The following is a 24,129-nucleotide window of genomic DNA, read 5'->3' on the forward strand; positions in this document are numbered from 1 at the left end:
AGGCGTTTTACTCACTGAGATAGCTTGTGCAAAATAAAATGCGTGTTAACTGGTCCTTCATGACATTTTGCGATTGATTATTGTCAATCGAATCCAGGAATTGAGGTGGACACTGGAACTTTACAAGGAGTCCAATATGAAGCTACTTACCGACCTCTTCACTACCGATTATGGGATCATGAGTATTAGCGGCATAGCATTCATGCTCGGGATGGCAGTATTTTTTTACTGGTATATCAACCGCAAAATGGATGAGGCAGAAGCCCTTGCCAGCAAGAAAAAAATAGTTCCTTCCCAAGGAAGCAAGCGCCTCCCGGAGTTGTTGATGCGCTGACTACCTGCCGGTGAGGCCTAGTGGTGCGAATGGGGTATCTTCTCCGCCAGCCGCACAATACCCAACGCCTTTAGCACATACTTTTCATAGACCGGTTCGGAAGTACCTTTGCGAATCTTGCGCATAAAGTATTTTTCGAACGCAATCTTGGCCAAGTGCACCCACTTGCCCTTCTTGAACCAATTCACATTGCGCGGCGGGATTTGCGGAAGAGCCACAAAGGCAGCGCCCGTGTCACCCATGTCAGCCAGACAGATGGCATTCCACGTCCCCTTGGCGTTCGCCGGCTTACCAGCCAGTTCATCTGCAATGTTGTGTGCAATTGCGCCTACCATGCTCTCAATCATGTAGCCAGTCTTGGGCGTTCCAGTGGCAACCGGTGTGACTTCCACAGGCGGTATGGCCACGCATACGCCAGCCGAGAAAATGTTTCTATACGCCTTGCTTCGCTGGTATTCGTCAATAAGCACAAAGCCGCGCGGATTGCAAAGATTGGGTACGGCAGCGACCGCGTCCACGCCCTTGAAGGCTGGCAGCATCATGGACAGCTTGAAGGGAAGCTCGTGCTCCTTGTAGACATTGCCCAGGTCGTCGAGCTGGGTGACAAACATCTTGCCGTCTTCAACCAGGGTGGTCTTGGCGTTGGTAATCCACTTCATGTCCCGGTTGCGCATTTCGGACTCCAACATGGATTTGCTGTCGCCCACACCGCCCAGGCCCAGGTGACCGATATAGGGTTCGCTCGATACATAGGTAATGGGCACCTTGTTGCGCAGCTTGCGTTTGCGCAGGTCCGTATCCAAGATGAAGGCGAATTCATAGGCCGGACCAAAGCAGCTTGCGCCGGGCATGGCACCTATCACCACCGGGCCAGGGTTCGTGAGGAAGTTTTCGTAGTCGGCCCAGAAGGCCTGGGCATGGTCCACGCTGCAGACGGAATGGGTGAATCCGCCACCACCGTGAGAAACGGGTCCGGCACCAGGCACTTCGCTGAAGGACAGCTTGGGCCCTGTGGTGATCACCAAATAGTCGTAGGCCAGCGATTCACCATTGCCCAAGGTCAGCATATTTGCCTCGGCGTTGATGGCTGTGACTGGCTGGGCAATAAACCCAATGCCCTTTCGCTCCAGATACGGCCGTATGGGCAAGGTAATGTCTTCGCGTTGTCGCCAGCCCACAGCAATCCAGGGGTTGCTGGGTACGAACTGGAAGTAGTCCACCGCATTGACGACGGTGATCTTGTGCTCTTTGGGCAGCAATTCGCGCAGTTCATATGCAGCGGGCATGCCGCCTATTCCTGCGCCTACGATTACGATGTGGGACATGAGAATTCTCCTGGTGTTGTATTTATTGAAAGGGTGAGGGCTGTCAGGACTTAGCGCATGCGGGCCAGCATGGTTTCCAAATCCTTAAGCACCACTGCTTTTGTCTCACTCTGGGGGCTGCCGTTGGCCATCAGAGTTTCTATTTCTTGCTCAGCAAAGCACAGGGTCATGCGCAGATAGGTACTGTCGAGCGCCTTGCGCGCAGCAGAAAATTGGTGCCCTATGCTCTGACAATCTTCACCTTCTTCCAGCATGCGCTGTATGCCGCGGATCTGACCCTCGGCACGGCGCAGTCGATTCAGGATGTCGGTTCGGGCATCGTCTTTCTCCAGGCCATGCAGTACTTTGGCGGGTTTGCGCTGTGTGACCTGCGAATTTGGTTCGCTCATAATGTTCTCCATCAAAGAGACCGCGATCACACCCCACAATTTGTTTTGGACTCTGGCACGCCCAGTTTTTTTAGTATCCAGCCCATAGGGCAGAATTTGGTAATACCAAACTGGAACAAATTGGCACCTACAAAGGCTGTAAAGAACAACCAGTAGTGTGAGATAAATATCGGGCTGGCGTCCACGCCAAAGGCCAGCGACAGCAGAATGAAGCTGCCGGCGAGGAGGTGAATATAGCGGTCTACGGTCATGGGAATCTCCTGGTTGATAAGGGTTGCTTACGGGGAAACAATCTTCGCGTCTGCGCGCGCTTCCATACGGCGCCGGAACAGCGCGTAATACAGAACAGGTATCACCACCAGCGTGAGCATGGTGGATACCAGAATGCCGAAGATCAGGGAGATGGCCAAGCCATTGAAGATCGGGTCGTCCAGAATGAAGAAGGCGCCTATCATGGCCGCTAAGCCGGTGAGCACAATCGGCTGCGCACGCACCACAGCGGACTGCAGTACAGCAGTCTTGAAGTCCACGCCCTGGGTGACTTGCAGCTCAATGAAATCCACCAAAAGGATGGAATTGCGAACAATGATGCCAGCTAGGGCAATCATGCCAATCATGCTGGTGGCCGTGAACTGCGAGCCCAGAAGCGCGTGACCTGGCATCACGCCAATAATCGTCAAGGGTATGGGCGCCATGATCACCAGCGGCGTAAGGTAGCTCTTGAACTGAGCCACCACCAGGAGGTAGATAAGGATCAGGCCCACGCCATAGGCCGCACCCATGTCGCGGAAAGTGTCATAGGTGATTTGGGACTCACCATCCCACTTCAGGGCGTACTGACGGTAGGTGTCTGAGGGTTGGTGGATCCAGTACTCGCCCACTGTGGTCTTTACCTGCTTATCGATGGTGGAGCGAATCGCAAACAGGCCGTACAGGGGTGAGTCCAGCTTGCCGGCCATGTCGCCAAACACATAGCTCACGCCCTTGAGGTCCTTCGTGTAGAGCGGCTTATCGATCACACCCATTTCTACCTGCACCAGTTCCGAGAGCGGCACTAACTGGCCATTGGCAGCACGCATAGGCAACGCCAGGATCGCGTCCAGTCCGACCTGGCTTTGCAACGGCAACTGGATGCGCACTGGCACCGGGTATTTGGACTGGCCGTCGTGCAGGAAGGCGGCGTCAGTGCCCGACAGGGCCGAAGCAACGGTCTGGGCCACAGCGGCTACCGGAATCCCGAGACTGTCCGCACGCTGGCGGCGCACGCGCAGGAAGGCGCGTGCAGCGATTTCGCGCAAGGTGGTGTCGATGGCGACGATGTCCTGTGTGGCAGCAAAGGACCTTTCCACTTGTTGCGCCAGGTGCTGACGGCCAGTTTCGTCCGGGCCATAGATTTCCGCCACCAGGGGCGACATCACCGGAGGGCCCGGTGGCACTTCTACCACCTTGATTCGTGCATGGTGTGCAAGGCCTATCTTCTCCAGTGCCGGGCGCAAGCGCTGTGCAATCACATGGCTCTTGTCACTGCGGTGGTGCTTGTCCACCAAGTTCACCTGCAGATCGCCCTGCTCCGCATCGGCGCGCAGATAGTACTGACGCACCAAGCCATTGAAGGTGATAGGAGATGCCGTTCCGGCGTACGCCTGCAGGTTGGTGACCTCGGGTTGAAGCGCAAGAAAGGCACCCAGTTCCTGCAGCGCGGCTGCGGTCTCTTCGAGCGGGGTCCCCGCTGGCATATCCACCACCACTTGGAACTCACTCTTGTTGTCAAAAGGTAGCATCTTGAGTACCACCAGTTGCACCACGGCCAGTCCCACCGACAGCAGCAATGCACCCAGAATGCCAGCCAGCAGCATCCAGCGCTTGCGCGCGCTGTTTAGAAAGGGTGACAAGATGCTGTCAAAAAGTCTTTGCACTTTGGAGGCTTTTACTTCGTCTTGTGCTTGGCCCTTTTCGTGCGATGCGTGTCCGCCATGCTCCCGCATGAATTTCAAGGCCAACCAAGGCGTCACGGTGAAAGCAATGGCCAGGGAAATTGCCATACCCAAACTGGAGTTGATTGGGATCGGACTCATATAGGGCCCCATCAAGCCTGACACAAAGGCCATGGGCAGCAAGGCCGCAATCACCGTGAGCGTGGCCAGAATCGTGGGGCCGCCCACTTCATCCACGGCACGGGGAATGATGTCCACAAGCCGCGCATCGGGCTCGAGCTGCTGGTGGCGGTGGATGTTTTCGACTACCACGATGGCGTCGTCTACCAGAATGCCAATCGAGAAAATCAGGGCAAACAAAGACACACGGTTGAGTGTGAAGCCCCAGGCCCAGGAGGCAAACAGCGTGGCCGTGAGCGTCAGAATCACAGCGGCGCCTACGATGATGGCTTCACGCCGGCCGAGCGCAAAGCCGACCAGCAGAATCACCGAGCCGGTGGCAAAAGCCAACTTCTGGATCAGCTTGTTAGCCTTCTCGGCCGCGGTCAGACCGTAGTCGCGTGTGGCGGTGACTTGCACATTGGCGGGGATCACAGTGTTGCGCAGAGCGTCAATCTTGGCGCGCACGGCGGTCGATACATCTACTGCGTTTTCGCCGGGCTTTTTGGTGACCTGGATGGTCACTGCCGGATAAGTCTGACCGGTCTGGGCTGCAGCTTCCTGGCCTTTCTCCTGCCCAACTTCTTTCTCAGCAGCAGCACCTGGGGTAAACCACACGTACCTGGTAGTCTGCTGTGCGCCCGCGCTCACGACGGCCACATCGCGCAGGAACACGGGTTTGCCGTTGCTCACGCCCACCACCATATCGGCTACGTCCTCAGCATTGCGCAGGAACTCACCGGCTTCCACGCTCAGCATTTGTGCATTGGCACTTGGACTGGCCACCGCACCGGCAGGCATGCCGTAGTTTGCTGCTCCCACCATTTTCTGCAGCGTCAGGATGTCAATGCCACGTGCACGCATGCGGGCCGGGTCCACCTGAATCTGCACGGAGCGTCCGGGCCCACCCATGGTCTTGACTTCGCGCACTCCGGGAACCGCCTTGACCTCGGCCTCCAGTGCGTGGGCCACGGTTTCCAGGTCCATCGCAGACATTGTGTCTTTGGCCCACAAGGTCACCGCCACCACCGGCACGTCATCAATCCCCTTGGGCTTGACAATGGGGGCCAGTGTGCCCAAGCCTTGTGGCAACCAGTCCTGGTTGGCATTCAAGACGTCAAAGAGACGGACCAATGCTTCGGAGTGCGCAACCCCCACCTTGAATTGCACTGTAAGGATGGCCATGCCGGGGCGAGCCACAGAGTAAGTGTGCTCAATTCCGGCCATCTGCCCCAGCACCTGCTCGGCAGGTTTGGCTACCATGTTTTGTACATCAATGCTGCTGGCCCCGGGGAAGGGAATCAGCACATTGGCCATGGTCACATTGATTTGCGGCTCCTCCTCGCGGGGCGTTACCAGCACGGCAAAGAGGCCCAGCAGTAGGGCAACCAGCGCCAACAGGGGCGTGAGCGCATTGCTTTGAAAAGCAGCCGCTATACGGCCCGAAATTCCTAAGGCTTGGGAGTTGTTCATGCCGGTCTCACTTGGCGGCAGGAACAGCATCTGCTTGTGCAGCGCGCAGCGTGTCGGTTGCAACCAGTTCCCCTGCGCGCAGACCCGAGAGAACCTCCACGCCTTGGCTACCCAGGTCATCACCCAAACGCACTGAACGCAAAGCGAAATGCTGGTTCATGACCACATACACGGCAGTCAATTCGTTGCGCCGCACCACCGCCGATGCAGGAACCACCAAACGGGACACAGTGGTATTTGACTCAACCGCAAAGCTCACACGCACCTGTTGACCGGGCAAAAGGGACGCAGCATCCTTGGCCGGCAAGTCCATGCGCCACTCAGTGGTCTGGGATACGGGGTCACTGGAGGGCACCTCCAGGCGGTTCAAGGGAGTGATGCTTTGGTTGGATCCAGAAGTCCCACTGCCGACCATGACCGCCGTATGCTTGGCCTGGCGCACCGCCTGACTACGCGATGCCGGAACTTGCACCACCGCACGCAGGGGCTGGGGTGCATACACCACTAACATAGGTGTGCCGGGAGCCGCCACATCACCGGCCTGCACGAACGTCTGCAACACCCAGCCATCCATGGGCGCAGTCACACGGGTGAAGCCTTGTACGATAACGGACTGGAGTGCGTCAGCTTTGGCTTGCTCGCGCTGTGCCTGGGCTGATTGGTACTGCGTATTGGCTGTGTCAAAAGCGGCCTTGCTGACAAATCCCTGCAGTTGCAAATCGCGGGTGCGCTCCATTTGCGACTTGGCATTTCGCAGCTCGGCATCGGCCTGCGTGATTTGCGCCTGTGCCCGCTGGATTCCAACCTGTGCCTCACGGTCATCAATGCTGGCAAGAACCTGCCCGGCGTGCACCTTGTCGCCAGCCTTGACATTGAAGCTGGCAATACGCCCTGTGGCCTGCGCGGACACCGTGCTTTGCTTGACAGCCTGAATCACACCGTCCAAAACGTAGCTGCCGGCGTTGGCTGTGCTCTGTGCAGCCACTGTGGGCACTGCCTCTGCACACGCCATCGTTGGCAACGAACCCACCACCGAGCACGCCAAAGCCCATACAAGCACCTTCGGGGAAAGCTTCTTCAGTTTCATTTGCAAGCGCATCACGATCACCTGTTTTCTTGAATTCAACAAGTGTAGTACATACTGGTATGGGTATGCAATAGCCTGACAAAGTCAAATTAATCCCCCTTAAACAATTGATTTAAATCATGCGCATTGATACGGGTATGAGTATTATCAAGATTTCAAGTAACAGGTTGAAAGCTGCACGTGTCCGATTCAAAATCCTCGGTACTCAAGAACATTCCCATCACTGTCTCCAAGGCTCCCATAGAGCCGCCACCCGGGGCCGATGCGGAATTGGTGTCGCTGTATCAAGCGCACAAAAAGATCTACCCGCGCAGCGTCTCCGGCCTGTTCTCGCGCTGGCGTTGGGCGCTGGTGTTCCTGACACAGATCGTGTTCTACGGTCTGCCCTGGTTGGAGTGGGGTCAGCGACAGGCGGTGCTGTTTGACTTGGGTGCGCGGCGCTTTTATATCTTTGGTCTGGTGCTGTACCCCCAGGACTTCATATACCTGACCGGCATCCTGGTGATTGCGGCCTACTCGCTGTTCCTGTTCACCGCAGTAGCCGGGCGTCTGTGGTGCGGCTATGCCTGTCCGCAGACCGTGTATACCGAAATCTTTCTGTGGCTGGAAAAACTGACCGAGGGCGACCGTTCTGCCCGCATGCGCCGCGATGCTGCTTCCTGGACGGCCGAGAAGTTTGGCCGCAAGGCCGCCAAGCAGTTCTTGTGGATCGCTGTGGCACTGTGGACCGGGTTTACCTTCGTAGGCTATTTCACGCCCATCCACACTTTGGCTGGTGAATTTGCCCAATGGGAATTGGGTTCGTGGGAAATTTTCTGGACATTCTTCTACGCCTTTGCCACCTACGGCAACGCCGGCTTCATGCGCGAACAGGTGTGCAAGTACATGTGCCCCTATGCACGCTTCCAGAGCGCCATGTTCGACAAGGACACGCTCATCGTCACCTACGACAAGGACCGTGGCGAGCCGCGCGGTGCGCGCAGCAAGAAGGCTGACCTGTCTACCCTGAACTTGGGCGCTTGTGTGGACTGCAGCCTGTGCGTGCAGGTGTGCCCAACCGGCATCGATATCCGCAATGGGCTGCAGTACGAGTGCATAGGCTGCGGCGCCTGCGCCGATGTGTGCGACACGGTGATGGACAAGGTTGGCTATGCTCGCGGCCTGGTGAAGTACACCACCGAACACGCACTGGAGCAGAGGTGGACCAAGGCGCAAACCATCAGCCATGTGTTCAGGCCCCGCGTTCTGATCTACACCACTATTCTGTTGGCAGTGGTGCTGGCAATGTCGATCAGTCTTGCGATTCGCATACCGTTCAAGGTGGACGTGGTGCGTGACCGTGGCTCCCTGGCGCGTATTGCCGAGGGTGGAAAGATCGAGAACGTGTTCCGCATCCAGGTGATGAATGCCACCGAGTCCACGCAGCACTTCCACATCTCTGTCGAAGGGATGCCAGACCTCACGGTGGCCAGTGAACAGGATACCGTCATTGAGTCCACGCAATCGCGCTGGATTCCGGTGCGTCTGCAACTGCCTTATGAAGGGGCAGAACCGGGTTCGCACACCATTCACTTCAAGATTGACGCGCCCGACCTCGGCAAGGGAGTTACCGAAAAAGCCGTGTTCATTGTTCCGCGTTAAAGCACCAGCGCACACAGGAGATAAGAAAATGAAACAAAGATTGATGTGGATTGTCTGGCCCTCGTTTCTGATGGCAGCCATTCTGGAATTGGTAGTTTTTGCTTTTGTGGATCCTCAGGACCTGCATTGGTTGCACGGCCCTCTGGAGATCAGCCGACAGGCCGCGTACACGGCAGGCTTTTTCTTTTTTTGGGCCGTCACTGCAGCGTCGGGTGCATTGACGACGTTATTGTCCATGTCGCCATTTGAAGTCAACCGTTGCCCCATGCCCATGTGTGAACGGCCGGACACCTGCAAAGTTCAAGGCAAACAACCCTGACCCTCCATTCATACCCTTCACCAAAGAAACACACCATGAGCACTTTTGACCATTCCGGCCTGATCAAGAACATCAACCAGAACCTTGTACCCCTTCGCAAATCCCAGCCGGACGCCATGCAGGCGTTCGGACAGCTGGCACGCAGCGCCATGGCCGAGGGCGCTGTCAGCGCCAAACACAAGGAGTTGATGGCCCTTGCCATTGGCATCACGCAACATTGCTCGGGCTGTATTGGCTTTCATGTCAAGGCGCTGATCAAGCTCGGTTGCACACGCCAGGAACTCGAAGAGATGCTCACGGTCTGCGTCTACATGGGTGGTGGCCCCGCCTTGATGTACACAGCGGAAGCACTCAGCGCCTTTGAGCTCATGTCTGCTGACGCTGTCAGCGCGTAAGGCAAGACTGCCCCATGTCGCTCACCGAACTATTTCAACAGTATGGGCCCGTGCTGGCCTTTGCCGCCTGGTTTGCCTACAAGTGGTGGAACTCGAACCGGGTGATTGCCATGCTGCCCGAACTCAAGAAACAAGGTGCCTTGCTTGTTGATGTCCGGTCCACCGCAGAATTTGCCCATGGCAACGCCCCCGGGACGATCAACATTCCGCTAAGCGAGCTGGGCAACCGGCTGGCTGAGATACCCAAATCAGCGCCAGTGGTGCTCTGCTGTGCCAGCGGTACCCGCAGCGGCATGGCCAAGATGCTGCTTAAGAAAAATGGCTACCAGCATGTGCACAACATAGGCACCTGGAGCAAGTTTCCGAAGCAGTGAGGCCGCTGACGGATGGAGCGAGCAGACTCCTGCACGCGCCGTCGCACTGCTAATCGAAAGCAGGCGCTTCAGGCTTTGCCACTGGCTTGCCTGCGGCCACCCAGGCATCAAAGCCTCCGGTGATGTTTTGCACATTCAGATAGCCCATCTCCAGCAAGGCTGCACCAGCCAATGCCGCACGGCCACTGGTTTTGCAATACAGAACAATCTTGATGTCGCGCGATTGCAGAGCGGGCATGCCCTGGAAGCGGAACTCCAGCATGCCACGCGATATATGCACCGCACCGGGCAGGTGGCCCGCAGCGAATTCATCCGCTTCACGTACATCGACCAATACATTGGCCTCACGAATGGCCTGCTCGGCGTTGGCTACGGAAATTTCGGGCACGCGTGCCTTGGCGGCGGCGACCAGATCGTGTGCAGTCTTCATACAACGCTCCTGAGTGGGTGGGTTTGGCGTAGCGGCGCCAAGCCCGCATCTTATTTCAATGGACAGCCAATACCTCAAGCTTCGCAGCGTGGTGCGCAGTCCGGTGCCGTCCTGGGGCGCACTATGATCAGAGGACGTCAAAAGGATTCTCTCGTTCATGTTCTGCCCCCTCACGAACTCCGCCAAAAAAATGCTTGGCATCGCACTGGTGGTGGTTGGCACCAGTCAATCACTGGTCCAGGCTCAGGCACTTGCCATCCCGAAGTTTTCCGATGAAACAGCCTCTGCCGGTATAGACAGCCGGTTCGAAAACTCCGACGATGAATTTCTGGTGGGGGGCGGTGTTGCCACCTTCAACTGCGACGGCAGCGGGCTACCCAGCATGTACCTGACGGCTGGGTCCAACCGATCCAAGTTCTACCGCAACCAGTCTGCACGCGGAGCTGCCCTGAAGTTTGTCGAGCAGGCTTCCGGGTTGGAGACGACCAACGCCATTGGCGCCTACCCCATAGATATCGACGGTGATGGCAAGACGGATGTGGTGGTCTTGCGGGTCGGTGAAGTACAGATCTACCGTGGCTTGGGCAATTGCAAGTTCGAGCTGGCCAATGACCGGTGGAATATTCACACACCGCCCCATTGGCACACCGCATTCAGCGCAACATGGGAGGCAGGAAACCGCTTGCCTACGCTTGCTTTTGGCACGTACACCGATCTCAAGCGCAAACGCTACCCATGGGGCACGTGCACACCTTCGGTTGTCTATCGCCCGGAGCCGTCTGCAGACCGGTATGGCGCACCCACAAGGTTGGAGCCGAGCTTTTGCAGCCTGTCGATGCTGTTCAGTGACTGGAACCGTTCGGGGCACGCCGACTTGCGTGTTGCCAATGACCGCGAATACTACAAGAACGGACGTGAGCAGCTATGGCAGATGCAAGCAGGCAAGCCGCTACGCAGCTATGCGCAAACCGATGGTTTCAAACCCCTGCAAATTTGGGGCATGGGTATCGCGAGCATGGACCTCGATGGCACCGGCTACCCGGACGTGTTCATCACCAGCATGTCCGACAACAAGTTGCAGAAGCTCGACAGCACAGAGGGTGTTGTAAAGCCCAGCTATTCCGATGTTGCCTTCAAGCGCGGGGCAACAGCCCATCGCCCCTATGTTGGGGGCGACATCAAGCCATCCACCGCATGGCATGCGCAGTTTGAGGATGTGAACAACGATGGCTACGCCGACCTGTGGATTGTGAAAGGCAATGTGTCCACCATGGCGGACTTCGCGAGCCGCGATACCAACGATCTGCTGCTGTACAAGCCCGATGGCAGTTTTGAAGAGGTGGGCGACAAGGCTGGCATTGTGACCTACCTGACAGGGCGCGGTGGCATGCTGACGGACTTCAATGGTGATGGCATGCTGGACATGGTGGTGGTCAACCGCCTGGCCAATGCCACGCTGTGGCGCAACGTCAGCACTGGCTTGGGAGGCTGGCTGCAGCTTCGCCTGCAAGAAGGTGACTCCAACCGGGAAGCCATTGGCGCGTGGATTGAAGTGGATCTGGGTGGCCGCATCATTCGGCGGGAAAACACCATTGGGGGAGGCCACGCCAGCGGGCATTTGGGCTGGCTGCATTTCGGTCTGGGCAATGCGCAGGAGGTCAAAGTGCGCGTGCAGTGGCCCAACAGTGGCGGCCAGTGGGGTGCCTGGCAGTCCGTGAAACCCAACGCCTTCTATATCGTGGACAAGGCCACCGGTGCCGCGCCCTGGTCAGCGCCAAGCCCTACCGACGCTGCTACGCCCGTCTCACTCAATGCACCGCATCCCGTGAGCCAAGGCTCTTCAGGAACTGCACCAAAGTAATTTTGTCCTTGCGCGGCAAGGCGTCAAAGGCATCGGTTGCCGCTGCTGCCTCGCCTCCATGCGCCTCAATGGCTTCGGTGATGCTGGTGCAGTCTCCACGGTGGCAATAGGGGGCCTTGGTATGAAGGTCCCATAACCTGCTGGTCATGAATTCATTGAGCGGCACCTTGTCCTGCTTCTTGCGTTCATTGCAGAAGTAATTGCGCTTGTCATCGCACATGACATGGCGCTTGAGGTCGGTGTAAGCGTTGATCACATAGCCTTTACCAACGTGTGCCAGGGCAAGCGGCATGCGTACGACATTTTTGGTGTCTGCTGGTGCCAGAACCCCTTCACGGTTGAATTCGTTGGGTTCCTTGAAGACATTCGATTGCAGATGCATGGCCGGGATGTGGCAACTGTCGCATCCGACCTGCTTGAATAGTTGGAACCCCGGATGCTTTTGAAAGCCCTGGTTGTTGGGTGCTGGCAATGACGCTTGCCAGAGGGTGAGCGCCGTTGTCTGGCCATTGGAAAACTCGCCTTCCTTGCCATCGCCGTCAAAGTCCTTGAAACCCGTTCGCGTCTCGCCAAACATTTCTATGGGCTCGATTCCGTGGTGCTGGTTCAGGGCAACAACCGTGAAATCCCGGATGGATACCACCGTCCCCTTGGCATTGAAGGGCTTGATCACCAGGTCGGGGCTGATGCCTTCGAGCCTGGTGGAGTCCAGGTCGCCTTCGGGCGTCACAACAATGCTGCCGAACGGAACACCCTTGGCACTGAGCTTTACCTCGACGTCGTGGCCTTCCTTTTGGGCTCGCTGTATCGCTGTGTCGCGCTGACGCATCAGCTCGCGGGACATCTCAGTGGCCGCAATTTCAATGCCGCCTATGCCCCACAGGCTGCGTGTGTTGCGCTCATTGGCAAACACCGCATTGATGGATTCATTTGGCGTTGAACCGAACTGCGGGGCAGCAACAAACACGTTGGTGGCGAACTCTCCACTGCCGCCCACTGCGGGTTGGTTATGGCATCCCGCGCACGAGCTTGCATCCGGGCCCGCAATGCGTTGAAAGCTGGGCCCTGACTCTGAACGCCGGGTAGGAAAGTTGTGTTCGGTTGCGAAGGGACGCCCGGCGCCGTCTGCCGTATTGAACTTCGTGATGAACAGGCGCTTGCCATCCGACAAGGCCTGCTTCAGAGGGTAGTTCTTGCCAATCTTTTCGTGGTCAGGGAACACTGAAATGGCAGGACCGTCATAAATTTCCGGGGTACCTTGGGCCATGGCACACCAAACGAGACCAAAGATAGCGGTGTAGAGGGATGGTCCGACCTTGAAATTCATGCGATGCCTCATTCAATTTTCTGAATGGTACTGCGCGCAGCCTGCTGGACAGAAGGGATCTGCTTGAATCGTACTGTTTATCGAGGCGGGGGAGGCCAACGGAGTGCTTCGACCACTCCCGGTTAAATCTATCTGCATGTCAAGGTGATTGCGACATCAAGCTCAGTCGATGGATCGGCCAAGGCCCTCTTCTTCAACAGTGCGACCTTCTCGGATGTTGTAGATGCGCTTGAAAGTTGGAATGATTTTTTCGTCGTGCGTCACCACGATCACCGCTGCCTGGTACTGCAGCGCCATGCGGTTGAGAATGCGCATGACCGCCAAGGCGAATCAACGCCTGGCAGTCGGCGTTTCGCTCAACCGGGTGAATGATTGCAGTGCGCGGAGAATTTGCCCACCTTGATTATTGCTGGATAGGGCATGGCTGTTGTTGTGTCCTTCACCCGTTGCATTTGTCCTTACGGCCCGCGCAGGGCCGCACTCAATTGATCGGCCAGTTCTGCCCAATCCGAATCCTGCTGCAATGCTTCGCACAAGAACACTGCTTGGGCCGGTGTCCAAAAAGGCGCATCCGACAACTGGATGTTGCCTGCCAACCGACTGTGGGCCGCCAGAAACTCCCCTATGCCTTGCTCGTCATGGGCAAGGCCGAGTTGGGCAAACAGCTCGCGAAAACGATGTGCGGATGGGTCCATGGCCGTGCTCACAGCATTTCCACGGCCAGTGCGATGCCCTGCCCGCCGCCAATGCATAGCGTGACAATGCCACGTTTGAGCCCGTCGCGCTGCATGGAGTGCATCAGTCGTGTGGCTAGCACTGCGCCACTGGCACCGATGGGATGTCCATGGGCAATGGCACCGCCTTCGACATTGACTACGTCTTCGCTAAAGCCCAGTTCGCGCAGACAAGCAAGCGTAATCGCAGCAAAGGCCTCGTTGATTTCAACGCGGTCCACTTCTGCCACAGACCATCCCGCCCGAGCCAATGCCTGACGAACGGCGGGCACGGGGCCAAGCCCAAACATGCCTGGCTCCACGGCACCTACGCCATAAGACAAGAGGCGAGCCATCGGTTTTAGGCCGTGGCTTTGGGCCCATTGGCGTTCCGCGACCACCATGGCAGCCGCACCCGAATTCAGGCCGGGTGCACTGCCCGCCGTGATCGTACCGTCTTTGCGGAATGCTGGTTTCAACTTTGCCAGTGATTCGGCCGTGGTTTCGGGTCGGTTGTGTTCGTCTTGCTTGAATACGATGGGGCCTTTGCGGCCAGGCACTTCAAGGGCTGCGATTTCAGCTTCGAACTTTCCTGCGGTCTGGGCGGCAGCAAAGCGCTGCTGCGAACGCATGGCCCAACGATCCTGGTCTTCCCGTGAGATCTTTTTCTGCACCACCAGATCTTCGGTGTGCCAACCGGAATGATTGCCGCTAAATGCATCGTTCAGACCGTCGTACAGCATGCTGTCGAACAGGGTGACGTCGCCCATGCGTGCGCCCCAGCGTCCCTGCGACAACAGGTAGGGTGCCCGGTCCATGTTCTCCATGCCACCGGCAATGGCACAGTCGATCATGCCGGACCAGATCTCCAATGCGGCACTCACCACACCCTGGGCGCCAGAGCCGCATACGCGGTTTACCGTGAGCGCAGGCACTTCGACCGGCAGGCCGGCGCCGATACCGGCTTGACGCGCCGGATTCATCTTGCAGCCCGCCTGAATCACGTTGCCCATTACCAGGGTCTGAACAGCACCGGCCTTCAAGCCGGAACGCTTGAGAGTATCTCGAATTACCGCAGCACCCAGATCAGACGCTGGGACGTCCTTCAGCGTTCCGCCGTAGGTGCCAATAGCTGTGCGCACGGGATTGCATAGAAATACTTCTCTTTGATTCATGATGTTTTTCCTTTAAATGCTCAAACCCAAATCCCGCAGTCTTGAAGAAAACGGATTCCAGGCCATTGATAACTCTCAAAGGCATCGTGGACAAAGCTCGGACGATCCCCGTTTGCGCGTCCTTAGCAGCAGCTCGCCTTTTGTTGCGTGGCGTTCGCCGCTCCCCCGCAGCATGAGGTGTCGGAATGCTGAACTACGTTGCCGGCGCAACAGGAGTTTGCATCACACCCGCCAACCACAGACTCCGAGCTGCAGCATCCGGAGGCAGCGGCTCGGCCCGCAGGCATTTGGCCTTTGACCGGGAAGCCTTTTCTATTCCACTTCTCAATGCCACCCGACATGTTGCTGACCTGCGTGTATCCGTGGTACTGCATGTAATAGGTCGCCTTGAGACTGCGCTCACCGCCCTGGCACACCATCACGACCTCGCGGTCTTTGGGTATTTCGCTCCAACGGGTCTCCAACTCGGACAACGGGATGCACAGGAATTCAGCCACATCCAATGCCAGCGCTTGTACTTCGTGCGGCTCACGCACGTCGACCAGCAAAGCTCCCTCGCCAATCAAGCGGCGGGTGGTGGTGGGGCAAACTTCCTTGGCTTCTTGCAACATAGACGTTCCTTCGGTGATTCAAATTTTCAATAAGCGGCTACTGGACAGGGCCGCAATTACGGTGTGACACCCAAAACCTTTCCCGCAATCTTTCGTGCGACGGGTGCCAGAAAAAATATGACCGGAACACCCACCACATAGGCGATGGCAAAAGCCTTCATCCAGGTGAGGAAGAAGTGCTCACCCCATCCCACATTGACAAGTGAAATGACGAAGGTCATGATGAAAATCATCAACGCCCCCATCACGAGGGAGAAGACCAGATGGAATTTCTTTTGGGGATGCATGGTGCTGCTCCAGATGAGGCTTCAGGCAGCGAGCCATTGCTCGATCTTGTCGCGGCTGGGTACGCCGCCTGCGTGGACCACTTTGCCGTTGATCACCACACCGGGCGTGCTCATGACACCGTAGCCCATGATGTCGCGCAGCTCTTCCACTTTTTCCAGCTTGACGGCGATTCCTTTGGCCTTTGCCACCTGGTCGATGAGCGCAATGGTGTTCTTGCAATTGGAGCAGCCTGTGCCGAGTACCTTGATTTCCATGGTATTTCCTTGGGGTTAACGTGAATCGGGTGAAAGTTACAGAACGGCGTTGAAGACGTAGCCCACCAGCAGAATGCCGGTGGCCACCACCGCCACGAAGGTGGCGATCAGGCGAATCTTGAGCACCTTGCGCAGAATGATCATTTCGGGCAACGAGAGCGCAATCACGCTCATCATGAAGGCCAGCACCGTGCCCAGCGCCGCACCCTTGGCCAACAAGGCTTGAACGATGGGAATGACACCAGCAGCATTGGTGTACATCGGCACACCGATGAGCACTGCCAGGGGTACCGACCACCAGGCTTCTTTGCCCATAAAGCTGGCCATGAAGTCCTCGGGCACATAGCCGTGGATCAATGCACCCAGCGCAATGCCGCCCAGAATATAGGGACAGACCCTGCCGACTATCTCTCGCACGGCGGCGAACCCACCTTCGATCCGGTCTGCCAGTGTGGCGCCCGTATCCTCAAAGCTGGCAGACATCCTGGGCATGTCGCGCACCCAGTCCTCCAAGTAGGCTTCCATCTTCAGGCGGCCAATGGTCCAACCAGCAACGATAGCCACGCTCAAACCCAAGCCCATGTACAAGAGTGCCACCTTCCAACCGAACATGCCAAACAGCAGTGTCAGCGCCACCTCATTGACCATGGGAGCGGAAATCAGGAATGAGAACGTGACGCCCAGTGGCACACCAGCCTGCACAAAGCCAATGAACAGCGGCACGGCCGAGCAGGAGCAAAACGGGGTGACGATACCCAAACTGGCCGCCATGACGTTGGCAATCCCCTCGGTGCTCCCGGCCAGCATTGCGCGGGTGCGTTCAGGGGTGAAATAGCTGTTGACCATGCCCATGACGAACACCACGCCGGTGAGCAGCATCAAAACCTTGGGTGTGTCGTAAAGGAAGAACTGAATGGCCCCACCCAGATGGCTGTCGCGATCCACAGGCATAGCGGCGACCAGGGCTTCGGCTCCTGGATTGAGCATCTGGTACAGGGCAAACCAGGCAATGGCCGCCAGAACCAAAAAGGCAAGGGGCTGACGCAGTGGCCAGGACTTTTGCGAGATGGAAAACGTGTTCATACAAGTGAAGACGCAGAACCAGCACAAAAGACGCAGGAGAACCCAAAAAAACTTGCGTTTAGGGCGTAAGCCCGCGTTATCTCCTTGGAACAAAGTCCAGCACATGCCCCTCTGGATCTGTTTGGACCTGACAGACCAGGGTCATTTGCTGCTTCATGCGCAGGCGTGCCCGCTGTAGACGGGATTTGGCTGCACTCAAGGTCAGGCCTTTTAGCTTGGCAAAATCTGCTTGAGGCATGCCTTGCAAGTCACACAGGTTGATGGCTTCTCTGTCCTCATCAGCGAGTTCTGACAAAACCCTGGGCAAGCAGGCAGTCAAGCTATCGACGGTGTCTGCCTCCTCGACCAGATTGGCCAAATCATCCGGAAGCTCCACGGTATCGCGTGCTACGCGCAGTCGATCCGCCAGGGTGTTGCGCGCCACTTCAAACAGCCAGGCGCGCGCGTTGTGCAAAGAGCAAAACCAATCGCCTTGGCGCAATGCCTTCAGAAAGAGATCCTGCAAGAGATCTTCGGCGTCCTCTGCGCTGCCCAGGCGATGCCTTGCCCACCCGCGCAATTCAGGTTCATGCAGGGCCCAGGTATCCGTGAGGCAAGTCATATCTCAATTACTTTTCTGGTTCACCCGTTTGCTCAGTTCTACGATGCTTTCCTTGCGCTCGCTGTAGCGGTCCACCAGCTACGATAGATCTCAGAATCAGCATTCCAACTAGGCGAGCCTAATTGTTGATGAGAATTCTTGTTGCACTTTATTGCCTTGCTTTCATCGAACTAGTTGCGTCTAACTGCGTTAATTTAGAATTTTGCGAAAAACATCCTCGTTGCACTTAACCTAAGTTTGGCTTTCGCCCGCAAGTCAATGATTCATATGACTTTCTCTATTTTTTCAAATTACGTTTGACTGAGTTTGTGGCTACCAGGCCCTATTTGCGAAGCAAGAGCAGTCCAGTGCCAGGCACCACCAAACTCGCACCCACATCGGCTAGCACGGCCTTTCTAAAGAGGAGTTAGTCTACCAAATCCACACAGAATAACCATGAAATGAAGGCACATCGGGCTGCTTAGATCAATGGGTCATCCTTGGAATGAAGGCCATGATGCGGTACGTCCTGAAAATACCGAAAACCGCCGACTGCGGTCCTCGGTATTTACGCCATTAACGGGCAGTACGCGTCAGGTAGACACCCGCCCAGCTCGAAACCTCATTTGCCATGCTGGCTGCAATCGCAAGCCATCCGTTTCGCAAACCATCTCGTTCTATGCCAATAGCGGTTACCGGAATTCCAGCCGCCCGAGTATCTAGCCTGGCGCCATCCATGCCAGTTTCAATAACGGTACGGATGATTTGTGGCGATGCTGGCGCAACCGTGAGATAAATGCCATCAGTCATCGACTGCTTGCGGCCCTTGAACGCAACCTGAGCTTTGCTATTCTGGGTAAAGGTCGCAGCAAAAGATGCGGAACGCCAGCGAGGGTCCTCAAAATCCTCTGAATCTGCGTCGCCAACACCAGGGGGGCGTCCTGAAAATGTCCAATACAAAAAGTCAAGATAATCAGCACCAGTCTTGGCGGCAACATAAGTCTTTCGCGACTCTGTATCGAAAACAAAAATGCCCTGATGCGTAAGCACCTGCACGTCATGCCCATTTGGATAAGTTGTATTGCAGAAAGCAATTACAGCTGCCTGTCCATCCACTGGGCACTTGAGGTTAACGGTTCGCTCCTCAGTACTCCACCCCCCCCAAAAAGCGACGTAACGCCCATCATAAGAAAGTCCTTCCCCTAGACGAGTAAACGTCACCCCGACCGCTTCCCCGGGGACCTGCCCACCGATTGTCACCAAGGGTTTCAGCGTTGGGTTTGTAGCTAACGGAGCTCGATAGATGCCGCCCATAGTTGGGGCTTCCTCAATGTCTAGTCCCAGGAAAACGACGTCAGAGCCGGAGGCGCTAGGAGGCGCAGTAGAGCCAAAACGGGTGACTTTCTGACCCGGTATTAAGGTATTTGAGCTTGCAATTACTTTGGTCTTCGCAGTGAGGGCATCAGCGTTAAATGTGCGGAAAAAAATGCCAGTCTTGGAAATTCCTGCATCGGTGTAGTTACCTTTAAAGACTGTGGTGTTTAAATTACCTACTGCTGGTGCCCCGGGGAACTGGTCGAACTTGGTACCTGAAACGGCCCCCGGAACAGTGAAATATTCAAAGCCTGGAGCTGCTCCAAGTTGTGTCATTGCGCTCACACGCTCTCCAGAGCGAAACGCATATACCCCTGAGGTTCCTGTACGTGTTTCCGTGCCGTCCGCGAGGGTGTAGGTCCAGACTGGGTTTGATTGCCCACGACTGATGATGGTTTTGTTAGTCAACCCAATGCGCGGAAATGCTGGAAACTCTGTAAATGACGATAGCTTGCTTGAATATAAAGTGTTGTTAGGCTGTGGCACTTCGGTCTGAGTATCAAATACCACCTTTAGAGATCCTGCCACACCGCCCATTTGGCGGGAGTAAATCCCGCGTAGAGGTTGCCCATTTCCACCTTTGCTACGCGCACGAAGGGCAACCAGTCCCGTACTGTTTACTGACGGCTGATTGAAACTGTTGAAAGTCTTGCCAGCGCCGTTAGGAATCAATGTTTCACTGTTGGCAACCGTGCTCCACGCGAAGGTGGAGGGAAGGCTTGTCGTATCAGCAGCACTCAAGGTAATCTGTGCCAGTGCGCTGGATATCGGAAGTGACAGGGCGATGGCCGTATACACGGCAGAGTGACGCCAATAAATGATTGCTCTTTTCATAATTACTCCAATCTTTGAAATCTTGTCGGGTGGACATGGCGGCTATACCTGCGCTCACTGACTAACTAGGTTCTATATGTCGGCTCTATACGGACATACAGCAATCAACACAGGACCATGCATGAAAATACTTCTGCAGACTATCAACCCCTAAGGATGGCATCAAATTCGGCTTGAGTAATGAATTTTGGAACATAGCTCACGCCGCGCTGATTCAGTTCTCTCATGGCTGCTACAAGGCGACCTATCGATGCCTTAAGAACACTGTCATAGATGATCAAGACATCAGCGTTATTCACAACTTGCGCCTTTTGATCCGAAAGTTCACGTACATTCAGTTCTTCCATTTCGATGGAAACCGTAAGTGCCTCAATTAGGTTCTCGCGGGTAACATTTGCAAACTTCTCGTAAAGCGCTTGAAATTCAGGTGACTTAAAAGTTCCACTTGGCAAACCGTACATCGGATCAGCTTGTTGATAGCGATCCAGCAGCAACTTTGCTGATTCGGAGGTTGTCGAAGCACTTTCTCTCAAGTTCGTAAAAAGTGGAAGGTTCCACACACTGACATCCAAGTCGTAAATTTCAAACAACAATTGCTGTTGCTCACGCATGAACGCCAAACTAGCGGCCGCTTCCGTGGACATTGCGGTTGCAGGGTGGTTCGCAACTGAAGCGCGCAGCATTGCGACACTTGGTGTCCCAATAATGTTGGCATCAGATGACGGTTGTGATGCAGTACCCGTTCCGCCGCCACAGCCTGCTAAGCTAGCAAGCAAGAAGACGGCACATACACCGTTCATACTTTTCAGTATCATGATCAAACCTCATTTCTTCAAATATTTGAGACGAGACAGGCCCCGTCAATCGGATAATTTCGTTCACCAATCAATGCGCAACTACTTGTCGGTCGTTCATCGCAAACTGGCAATCTGGACGAACAACTCCTATAAAATTTTGAGACCGATCTCTATGAAATCATTAATGGTTTTTAGGCGCTTGAGATTTCATAAGAAAGTCCACGACCGGAAGAACGTATCTGTTGTGATTTATGGAAATTGGTCGGTGATGTGTTCGAACACCACGTAGTGTTAAGTATAAAAATAGCCAGTTCAGTCGGATACGAGGTCTGTCCAAATGCGACTTTCCAACGTGTCTTTGAGACAGTCGAACGTACACTCAATCCAATGAACTTCGCCGCCAGAGAAGGATGGGGTGCGATGGTCGGGGACCATACGACTCACTGGCGCTCGACTGGCAGGAGAACGCCTCATGGGCAGGCAATTTACCCGTCCTACTTAGAAAGTGTGAAAGCCTTGGCTGGGCGCTTGACCAACCAGCCAATCTGAGGATGCTTTCATCGGCTTCACTGAATTTCAGCAGTAAAGCTCCCCTCGAAAGGGGCCTCACCTGCGAGTCAAGATGAAGGAATCAAGTCTTCATCTATCGGCGCTTTTAGGGTTTACAAATTTTCGACAGTTGAAGCCACTCCTGGATTTCGACGTTGCCAGACAGTCCACTTCGACAATGATCCCTCGTTTCGTGCAGTCCGAAAATTCATCTGAGTACGCGAAACCGAACGGCAATACTCACTCGAGATGTACATACACCATTTGATAATTCGCAACGCTGGCTACGAGCATTCACCAAATTTTTGTTCACTGATAAGTATGGCTTTGAGTGATTCAGTTGTTTTCGAAACCATGCTTGATACCTGTGATCGACTTGCGTTTTCGCATGAGTGGTGACTAGCAATACCGCTATCTTCAAACACGACTTTTTACTTGAAAGTCTTAACCATGGAGTGAGAAATGAAGATTACATCAAATAAGGTAGTAGCAGCTTCAATGACTTTTGCAGTTGCCCTATGTGGGTTTGCATATGCTGCAGGTGCAGGTGCAGGTGCAGGTGCAGGTGCAGGTGCAGGTGCAGGAAGTATGGGCGGCTCAAGTGGAGGTACAACGTCTGGTTCTACCATGACTACTCAGCAAACTCCCGCACGAATTCGCGAGCAAATGAGAGTGCAAGATCATATGGTGTCGCAGACGCGAAATCAACTGAAAACTCAGGAGCGTGCGCTTGAACAGACGCGTGAACTATTCAGGGTTCAAGAGCAACTATTGACACGCACGCGTGACCAACTCAAGCTTCATGAACAGGATAATCAGAAAATACGTGAACAGTTGCAGGCACAGGAGGCAATCCAATTGCAAACGCTTGACCAGTTAAAGATGCAGGATCAAATTCAGGAAAAGACACGGGACCAACTCAAGGAGCAGGACAAAGTTCAAATGCAAACTAGAGAACAGCTCAAGGTTCAATAGATTTGCAATCTTGCGGAAGGTGCGATTCGTAACGCCATGGGTAGCGGTAGTGGAGATCGCGCTGCAGCGGCCATGCTGGGCGTCATTGGTGGCTAGGTTGTAGGTGATCTATCGGTAATGATGGCCCTTGAGTGCTTGCCGATCATTTACCGCAGTCGATGAAAGTATGCAGCAACTTTAGTGATCGAAAAATATAGATGACTTGGGAAGTAGCGTGTGCCGAATCGGGCTTGCATGAAGTGTTAAAAGGCTTTACATATAGGAGTTAGAAGTGACCAAAAGCAAATTTAAAATTTCACATTTTACTTGTGGTGCGACTGCTGCGGTGGCCTTGGCCATTGCAGGTAACAGTGCCATAGCCCAGGATAGAGTACAAAGCAAAACCCAGGATCAAGCGCGCGATCAGGATCGATTGCAAGCCCCAATCTTCGGCTCTCAATTGATGACGGATGCTGAGCGCAATGAATTCCGCACTCACATGCGCAGCCTTAAGACTGTCCAAGAGCGCGAGGTCTATCGGATGGAACACCACAAGCGCATGCAGGAGCGGGCGCAGGCGCAAGGCATAGCGTTACCTGCTAGCCCACCCGCCATGCCCCAACGGTCAGGTGCAGGAGCTGCTTTAAACGGTATGGGTGGTGGGTCGGGAGCAGGCGCTGGGGGCGGTGGCATGGGTGCAGGCCCTCGTGGAACAAAGTAATCGGGCGTCGCACGGGTGTTGACGCCGACCGAAAATTGACCAGTTAGACCGAGAAGTGCCGATCCAAAATTGACCAGGGTGTTCCACTGTCCTGCTGATTAATTCAGCAGGTACTAAAAGGTGATCACCATGGACGTAATCGGCAAGGTAAGACGCTTAAAACTGCGCGACAAACTCTCCACCAGTGCGATTGCGAGGGCCACCGGCCTGTCACGCAATACCGTCAAGAAGTGGCTTAAAGCTCCCGGCGACATAGCTCCCAAATACGTGAGGGAAGCGCCCGAGGGCAAGCTCTCTCCTTTCAAAGTGGCTCTGGACCAGGCCTTGAAGACCGACATGCATCGGCCCAAGAAGGGCCGACGCACAGGACGGGCCCTGTTTGCCCAGATCCAGGCGCAGGGCTATCGGGGTGGCTACAGCGCGGTGACTGACTTCGTCCGGGCCTGGCATGAGCAAAGCAGCCAGTCGCCAGGCAAGGCATTCGTGCCCTGCAAATCGGCTCGGCACCGTAGGTATCGCGATATTGGTCAATGACTCCGATCAGGACTTGAGTTTGAGGTCGAGCTCCGCCTGGGCGAAAAATGCGGGCAACTTGCTGGGTAATGCCATGGATTCCAGTTTGGTGTGTGAAAGTGCTGCCTGCGCGACTATGTCTTTCATGGCTTTTTTCATTCGATGTGCGGCATCGCCGCAACCAACTGCCAGCCAACACGTAGTCTCATAGCCAAGGCATTGACCGGAGCGACGGCCAATGTAAATGCATTCCGGGACGAACACATCGCTCGTGTAGTTGACTATCGATGTCACAAGCGCGCGTGGACGGTAAAACCATTGCTCGACAATTGCTTGAGGCTCACGACGGGCCAAACCTCAGTCTGATCCCATTGCCAATAATTCCAAAGATCCTTTTCCGCAATGCCGAGTCGCTCAAGTTCCTCTGTACAGTGCATGACGGGCGCGTTGATTGGAGATGCGGACAAGAAGTAGCCATTGAAGCAAAGACTGGCGGTCAATCTAAGCCCTGAATCGCCCCGGGTTTCATGGAGGCCCGTTGGGTTAAGTCAGGCCGGTATTGCGGCCTGACGGGCTAATTGCCGATAGTAATTTTCTTCAGCCTCGGCAGGGGGAATGTAGCCGATGGGTTCCAG

General features: G+C 55.4%; 24 protein-coding genes, 3 pseudogenes and 1 other annotated feature. Of the genes and pseudogenes, 9 read left to right on the forward strand and 18 right to left on the reverse strand.

All coding sequences use genetic code 11. The features are described from left to right. Positions 1-136: 136 nt before the first annotated feature. Positions 137-334, forward strand: coding sequence for a DUF3149 domain-containing protein (locus DIC66_RS13950; RefSeq protein ID WP_117178275.1), 198 nt, complete (start codon positions 137-139; stop codon positions 332-334). A 17-nt stretch (positions 335-351) separates the two neighbouring features. On the opposite strand, the gene DIC66_RS13955 is transcribed toward DIC66_RS13950, so the two are convergent. The 5 genes from DIC66_RS13955 to DIC66_RS13975 are packed head-to-tail and all read right to left on the reverse strand — an operon-like array spanning position 352 to position 6,599. Next, positions 352-1,659 carry an NAD(P)/FAD-dependent oxidoreductase gene (locus DIC66_RS13955; protein ID WP_117178215.1) on the reverse strand — a complete coding sequence of 436 codons (1,308 nt, stop codon included), beginning with the start codon at positions 1,657-1,659 and terminating at the stop codon, positions 352-354. A 50-nt stretch (positions 1,660-1,709) separates the two neighbouring features. Next, complete coding sequence (locus tag DIC66_RS13960; protein WP_117178217.1) at positions 1,710-2,048, reverse strand: metal-sensing transcriptional repressor; 339 nt, start codon at positions 2,046-2,048, stop codon at positions 1,710-1,712. A gap of 26 nt (positions 2,049-2,074) precedes the next feature. Further along, positions 2,075-2,299 carry a YgaP family membrane protein gene (locus tag DIC66_RS13965; RefSeq protein WP_117178219.1) on the reverse strand — a complete coding sequence of 75 codons (225 nt, stop codon included), beginning with the start codon at positions 2,297-2,299 and terminating at the stop codon, positions 2,075-2,077. Between the two features lie 27 nt (positions 2,300-2,326). Further along, positions 2,327-5,614, reverse strand: coding sequence for an efflux RND transporter permease subunit (locus tag DIC66_RS13970; RefSeq protein ID WP_117178277.1), 3,288 nt, complete (start codon positions 5,612-5,614; stop codon positions 2,327-2,329). 7 nt (positions 5,615-5,621) lie between these two features. After that, positions 5,622-6,599 (reverse strand): efflux RND transporter periplasmic adaptor subunit, encoded by a 978-nt coding sequence (locus DIC66_RS13975; protein ID WP_158558913.1) that lies wholly within the window; start codon positions 6,597-6,599, stop codon positions 5,622-5,624. Between the two features lie 282 nt (positions 6,600-6,881). On the opposite strand from DIC66_RS13975, the gene ccoG reads away from it, so the two are divergent. Genes ccoG through DIC66_RS13995 form a run of 4 tightly spaced genes read left to right on the forward strand, consistent with a single transcriptional unit; the run spans position 6,882 to position 9,430 of the window. Beyond that, positions 6,882-8,342 carry a cytochrome c oxidase accessory protein CcoG gene (ccoG, locus tag DIC66_RS13980; RefSeq protein ID WP_420820494.1) on the forward strand — a complete coding sequence of 487 codons (1,461 nt, stop codon included), beginning with the start codon at positions 6,882-6,884 and terminating at the stop codon, positions 8,340-8,342. A gap of 28 nt (positions 8,343-8,370) precedes the next feature. After that, positions 8,371-8,661 (forward strand): hypothetical protein, encoded by a 291-nt coding sequence (locus DIC66_RS13985; protein ID WP_117178225.1) that lies wholly within the window; start codon positions 8,371-8,373, stop codon positions 8,659-8,661. Between the two features lie 35 nt (positions 8,662-8,696). Further along, entirely contained in the window at positions 8,697-9,056 is a 360-nt protein-coding gene (locus tag DIC66_RS13990) for a carboxymuconolactone decarboxylase family protein (protein ID WP_117178227.1), read from the forward strand. A 14-nt stretch (positions 9,057-9,070) separates the two neighbouring features. After that, positions 9,071-9,430 (forward strand): rhodanese-like domain-containing protein, encoded by a 360-nt coding sequence (locus DIC66_RS13995; protein WP_117178229.1) that lies wholly within the window; start codon positions 9,071-9,073, stop codon positions 9,428-9,430. A gap of 49 nt (positions 9,431-9,479) precedes the next feature. Here the strand turns inward: DIC66_RS13995 and DIC66_RS14000 are convergent, their stop codons facing one another. After that, positions 9,480-9,860 (reverse strand): rhodanese-like domain-containing protein, encoded by a 381-nt coding sequence (locus tag DIC66_RS14000; protein ID WP_117178231.1) that lies wholly within the window; start codon positions 9,858-9,860, stop codon positions 9,480-9,482. A gap of 190 nt (positions 9,861-10,050) precedes the next feature. On the opposite strand from DIC66_RS14000, the gene DIC66_RS14005 reads away from it, so the two are divergent. Then, entirely contained in the window at positions 10,051-11,721 is a 1,671-nt protein-coding gene (locus tag DIC66_RS14005) for a CRTAC1 family protein (protein WP_117178279.1), read from the forward strand. Here the strand turns inward: DIC66_RS14005 and DIC66_RS14010 are convergent. From DIC66_RS14010 to DIC66_RS14060, 12 genes and pseudogenes are all read right to left on the reverse strand, one after another. Further along, positions 11,669-13,048 (reverse strand): di-heme oxidoredictase family protein, encoded by a 1,380-nt coding sequence (locus tag DIC66_RS14010; protein ID WP_158558914.1) that lies wholly within the window; start codon positions 13,046-13,048, stop codon positions 11,669-11,671. The two genes, DIC66_RS14005 and DIC66_RS14010, sit on opposite strands and share 53 nt — an antisense overlap. A gap of 162 nt (positions 13,049-13,210) precedes the next feature. Continuing rightward, positions 13,211-13,375: pseudogene (locus DIC66_RS14015) on the reverse strand (ABC transporter ATP-binding protein); the annotation flags it as partial. A gap of 131 nt (positions 13,376-13,506) precedes the next feature. Then, the gene (locus tag DIC66_RS14020) at positions 13,507-13,743 is read right to left on the reverse strand and encodes a DUF2789 family protein (protein ID WP_117178235.1); all 237 of its coding nucleotides are present in this window, start codon (positions 13,741-13,743) and stop codon (positions 13,507-13,509) included. Between the two features lie 8 nt (positions 13,744-13,751). Continuing rightward, positions 13,752-14,936 (reverse strand): thiolase family protein, encoded by a 1,185-nt coding sequence (locus DIC66_RS14025; RefSeq protein WP_117178237.1) that lies wholly within the window; start codon positions 14,934-14,936, stop codon positions 13,752-13,754. 122 nt (positions 14,937-15,058) lie between these two features. Next, positions 15,059-15,547 (reverse strand): rhodanese-like domain-containing protein, encoded by a 489-nt coding sequence (locus DIC66_RS14030; protein WP_117178239.1) that lies wholly within the window; start codon positions 15,545-15,547, stop codon positions 15,059-15,061. A 56-nt stretch (positions 15,548-15,603) separates the two neighbouring features. Continuing rightward, on the reverse strand, positions 15,604-15,834 hold the full coding sequence (locus DIC66_RS14035) for a DUF2798 domain-containing protein (protein ID WP_117178241.1): 231 nt from the start codon (positions 15,832-15,834) through the stop codon (positions 15,604-15,606). Positions 15,835-15,855: 21 nt separating this feature from the next. Next, positions 15,856-16,089, reverse strand: coding sequence for a thioredoxin family protein (locus tag DIC66_RS14040; protein WP_117178243.1), 234 nt, complete (start codon positions 16,087-16,089; stop codon positions 15,856-15,858). Positions 16,090-16,125: 36 nt separating this feature from the next. Then, positions 16,126-17,172: a permease gene (locus tag DIC66_RS14045; RefSeq protein WP_117178245.1), complete on the reverse strand. Its 1,047-nt coding sequence runs from the start codon at positions 17,170-17,172 to the stop codon at positions 16,126-16,128. Positions 17,173-17,248: 76 nt separating this feature from the next. Continuing rightward, positions 17,249-17,773: a sigma-70 family RNA polymerase sigma factor gene (locus tag DIC66_RS14050; RefSeq protein ID WP_117178247.1), complete on the reverse strand. Its 525-nt coding sequence runs from the start codon at positions 17,771-17,773 to the stop codon at positions 17,249-17,251. Between the two features lie 3 nt (positions 17,774-17,776). After that, a pseudogene (locus DIC66_RS23710) lies at positions 17,777-17,851 on the reverse strand (arsenical resistance protein ArsH); the annotation flags it as partial. Positions 17,852-18,328: 477 nt separating this feature from the next. Then, a complete protein-coding gene (locus DIC66_RS22940) occupies positions 18,329-19,960 on the reverse strand; it encodes a hypothetical protein (protein WP_147321322.1) in 1,632 nt (543 codons plus the stop codon). Between the two features lie 143 nt (positions 19,961-20,103). Then, positions 20,104-20,775: a DUF2202 domain-containing protein gene (locus DIC66_RS14060; RefSeq protein WP_117178248.1), complete on the reverse strand. Its 672-nt coding sequence runs from the start codon at positions 20,773-20,775 to the stop codon at positions 20,104-20,106. Positions 20,776-21,768: 993 nt separating this feature from the next. On the opposite strand from DIC66_RS14060, the gene DIC66_RS14065 reads away from it, so the two are divergent. The 3 genes and pseudogenes from DIC66_RS14065 to DIC66_RS14075 all read left to right on the forward strand — a co-directional run. Beyond that, positions 21,769-22,281 carry a hypothetical protein gene (locus tag DIC66_RS14065; protein ID WP_117178250.1) on the forward strand — a complete coding sequence of 171 codons (513 nt, stop codon included), beginning with the start codon at positions 21,769-21,771 and terminating at the stop codon, positions 22,279-22,281. Between the two features lie 271 nt (positions 22,282-22,552). Beyond that, entirely contained in the window at positions 22,553-22,981 is a 429-nt protein-coding gene (locus DIC66_RS14070; RefSeq protein WP_199534748.1) for a hypothetical protein, read from the forward strand. A 129-nt stretch (positions 22,982-23,110) separates the two neighbouring features. Beyond that, positions 23,111-23,470 (forward strand): annotated as a pseudogene (locus DIC66_RS14075) (helix-turn-helix domain-containing protein); the annotation flags it as partial. Further along, positions 23,455-23,567: a sequence feature (AL1L pseudoknot), on the reverse strand. It overlaps the preceding pseudogene by 16 nt. Positions 23,568-24,129: the final 562 nt, after the last annotated feature.

Origin of the sequence: Rhodoferax lacus, assembly GCF_003415675.1 — a bacterium.
GTDB classification, from domain to species: domain Bacteria; phylum Pseudomonadota; class Gammaproteobacteria; order Burkholderiales; family Burkholderiaceae_C; genus Allorhodoferax; species Allorhodoferax lacus.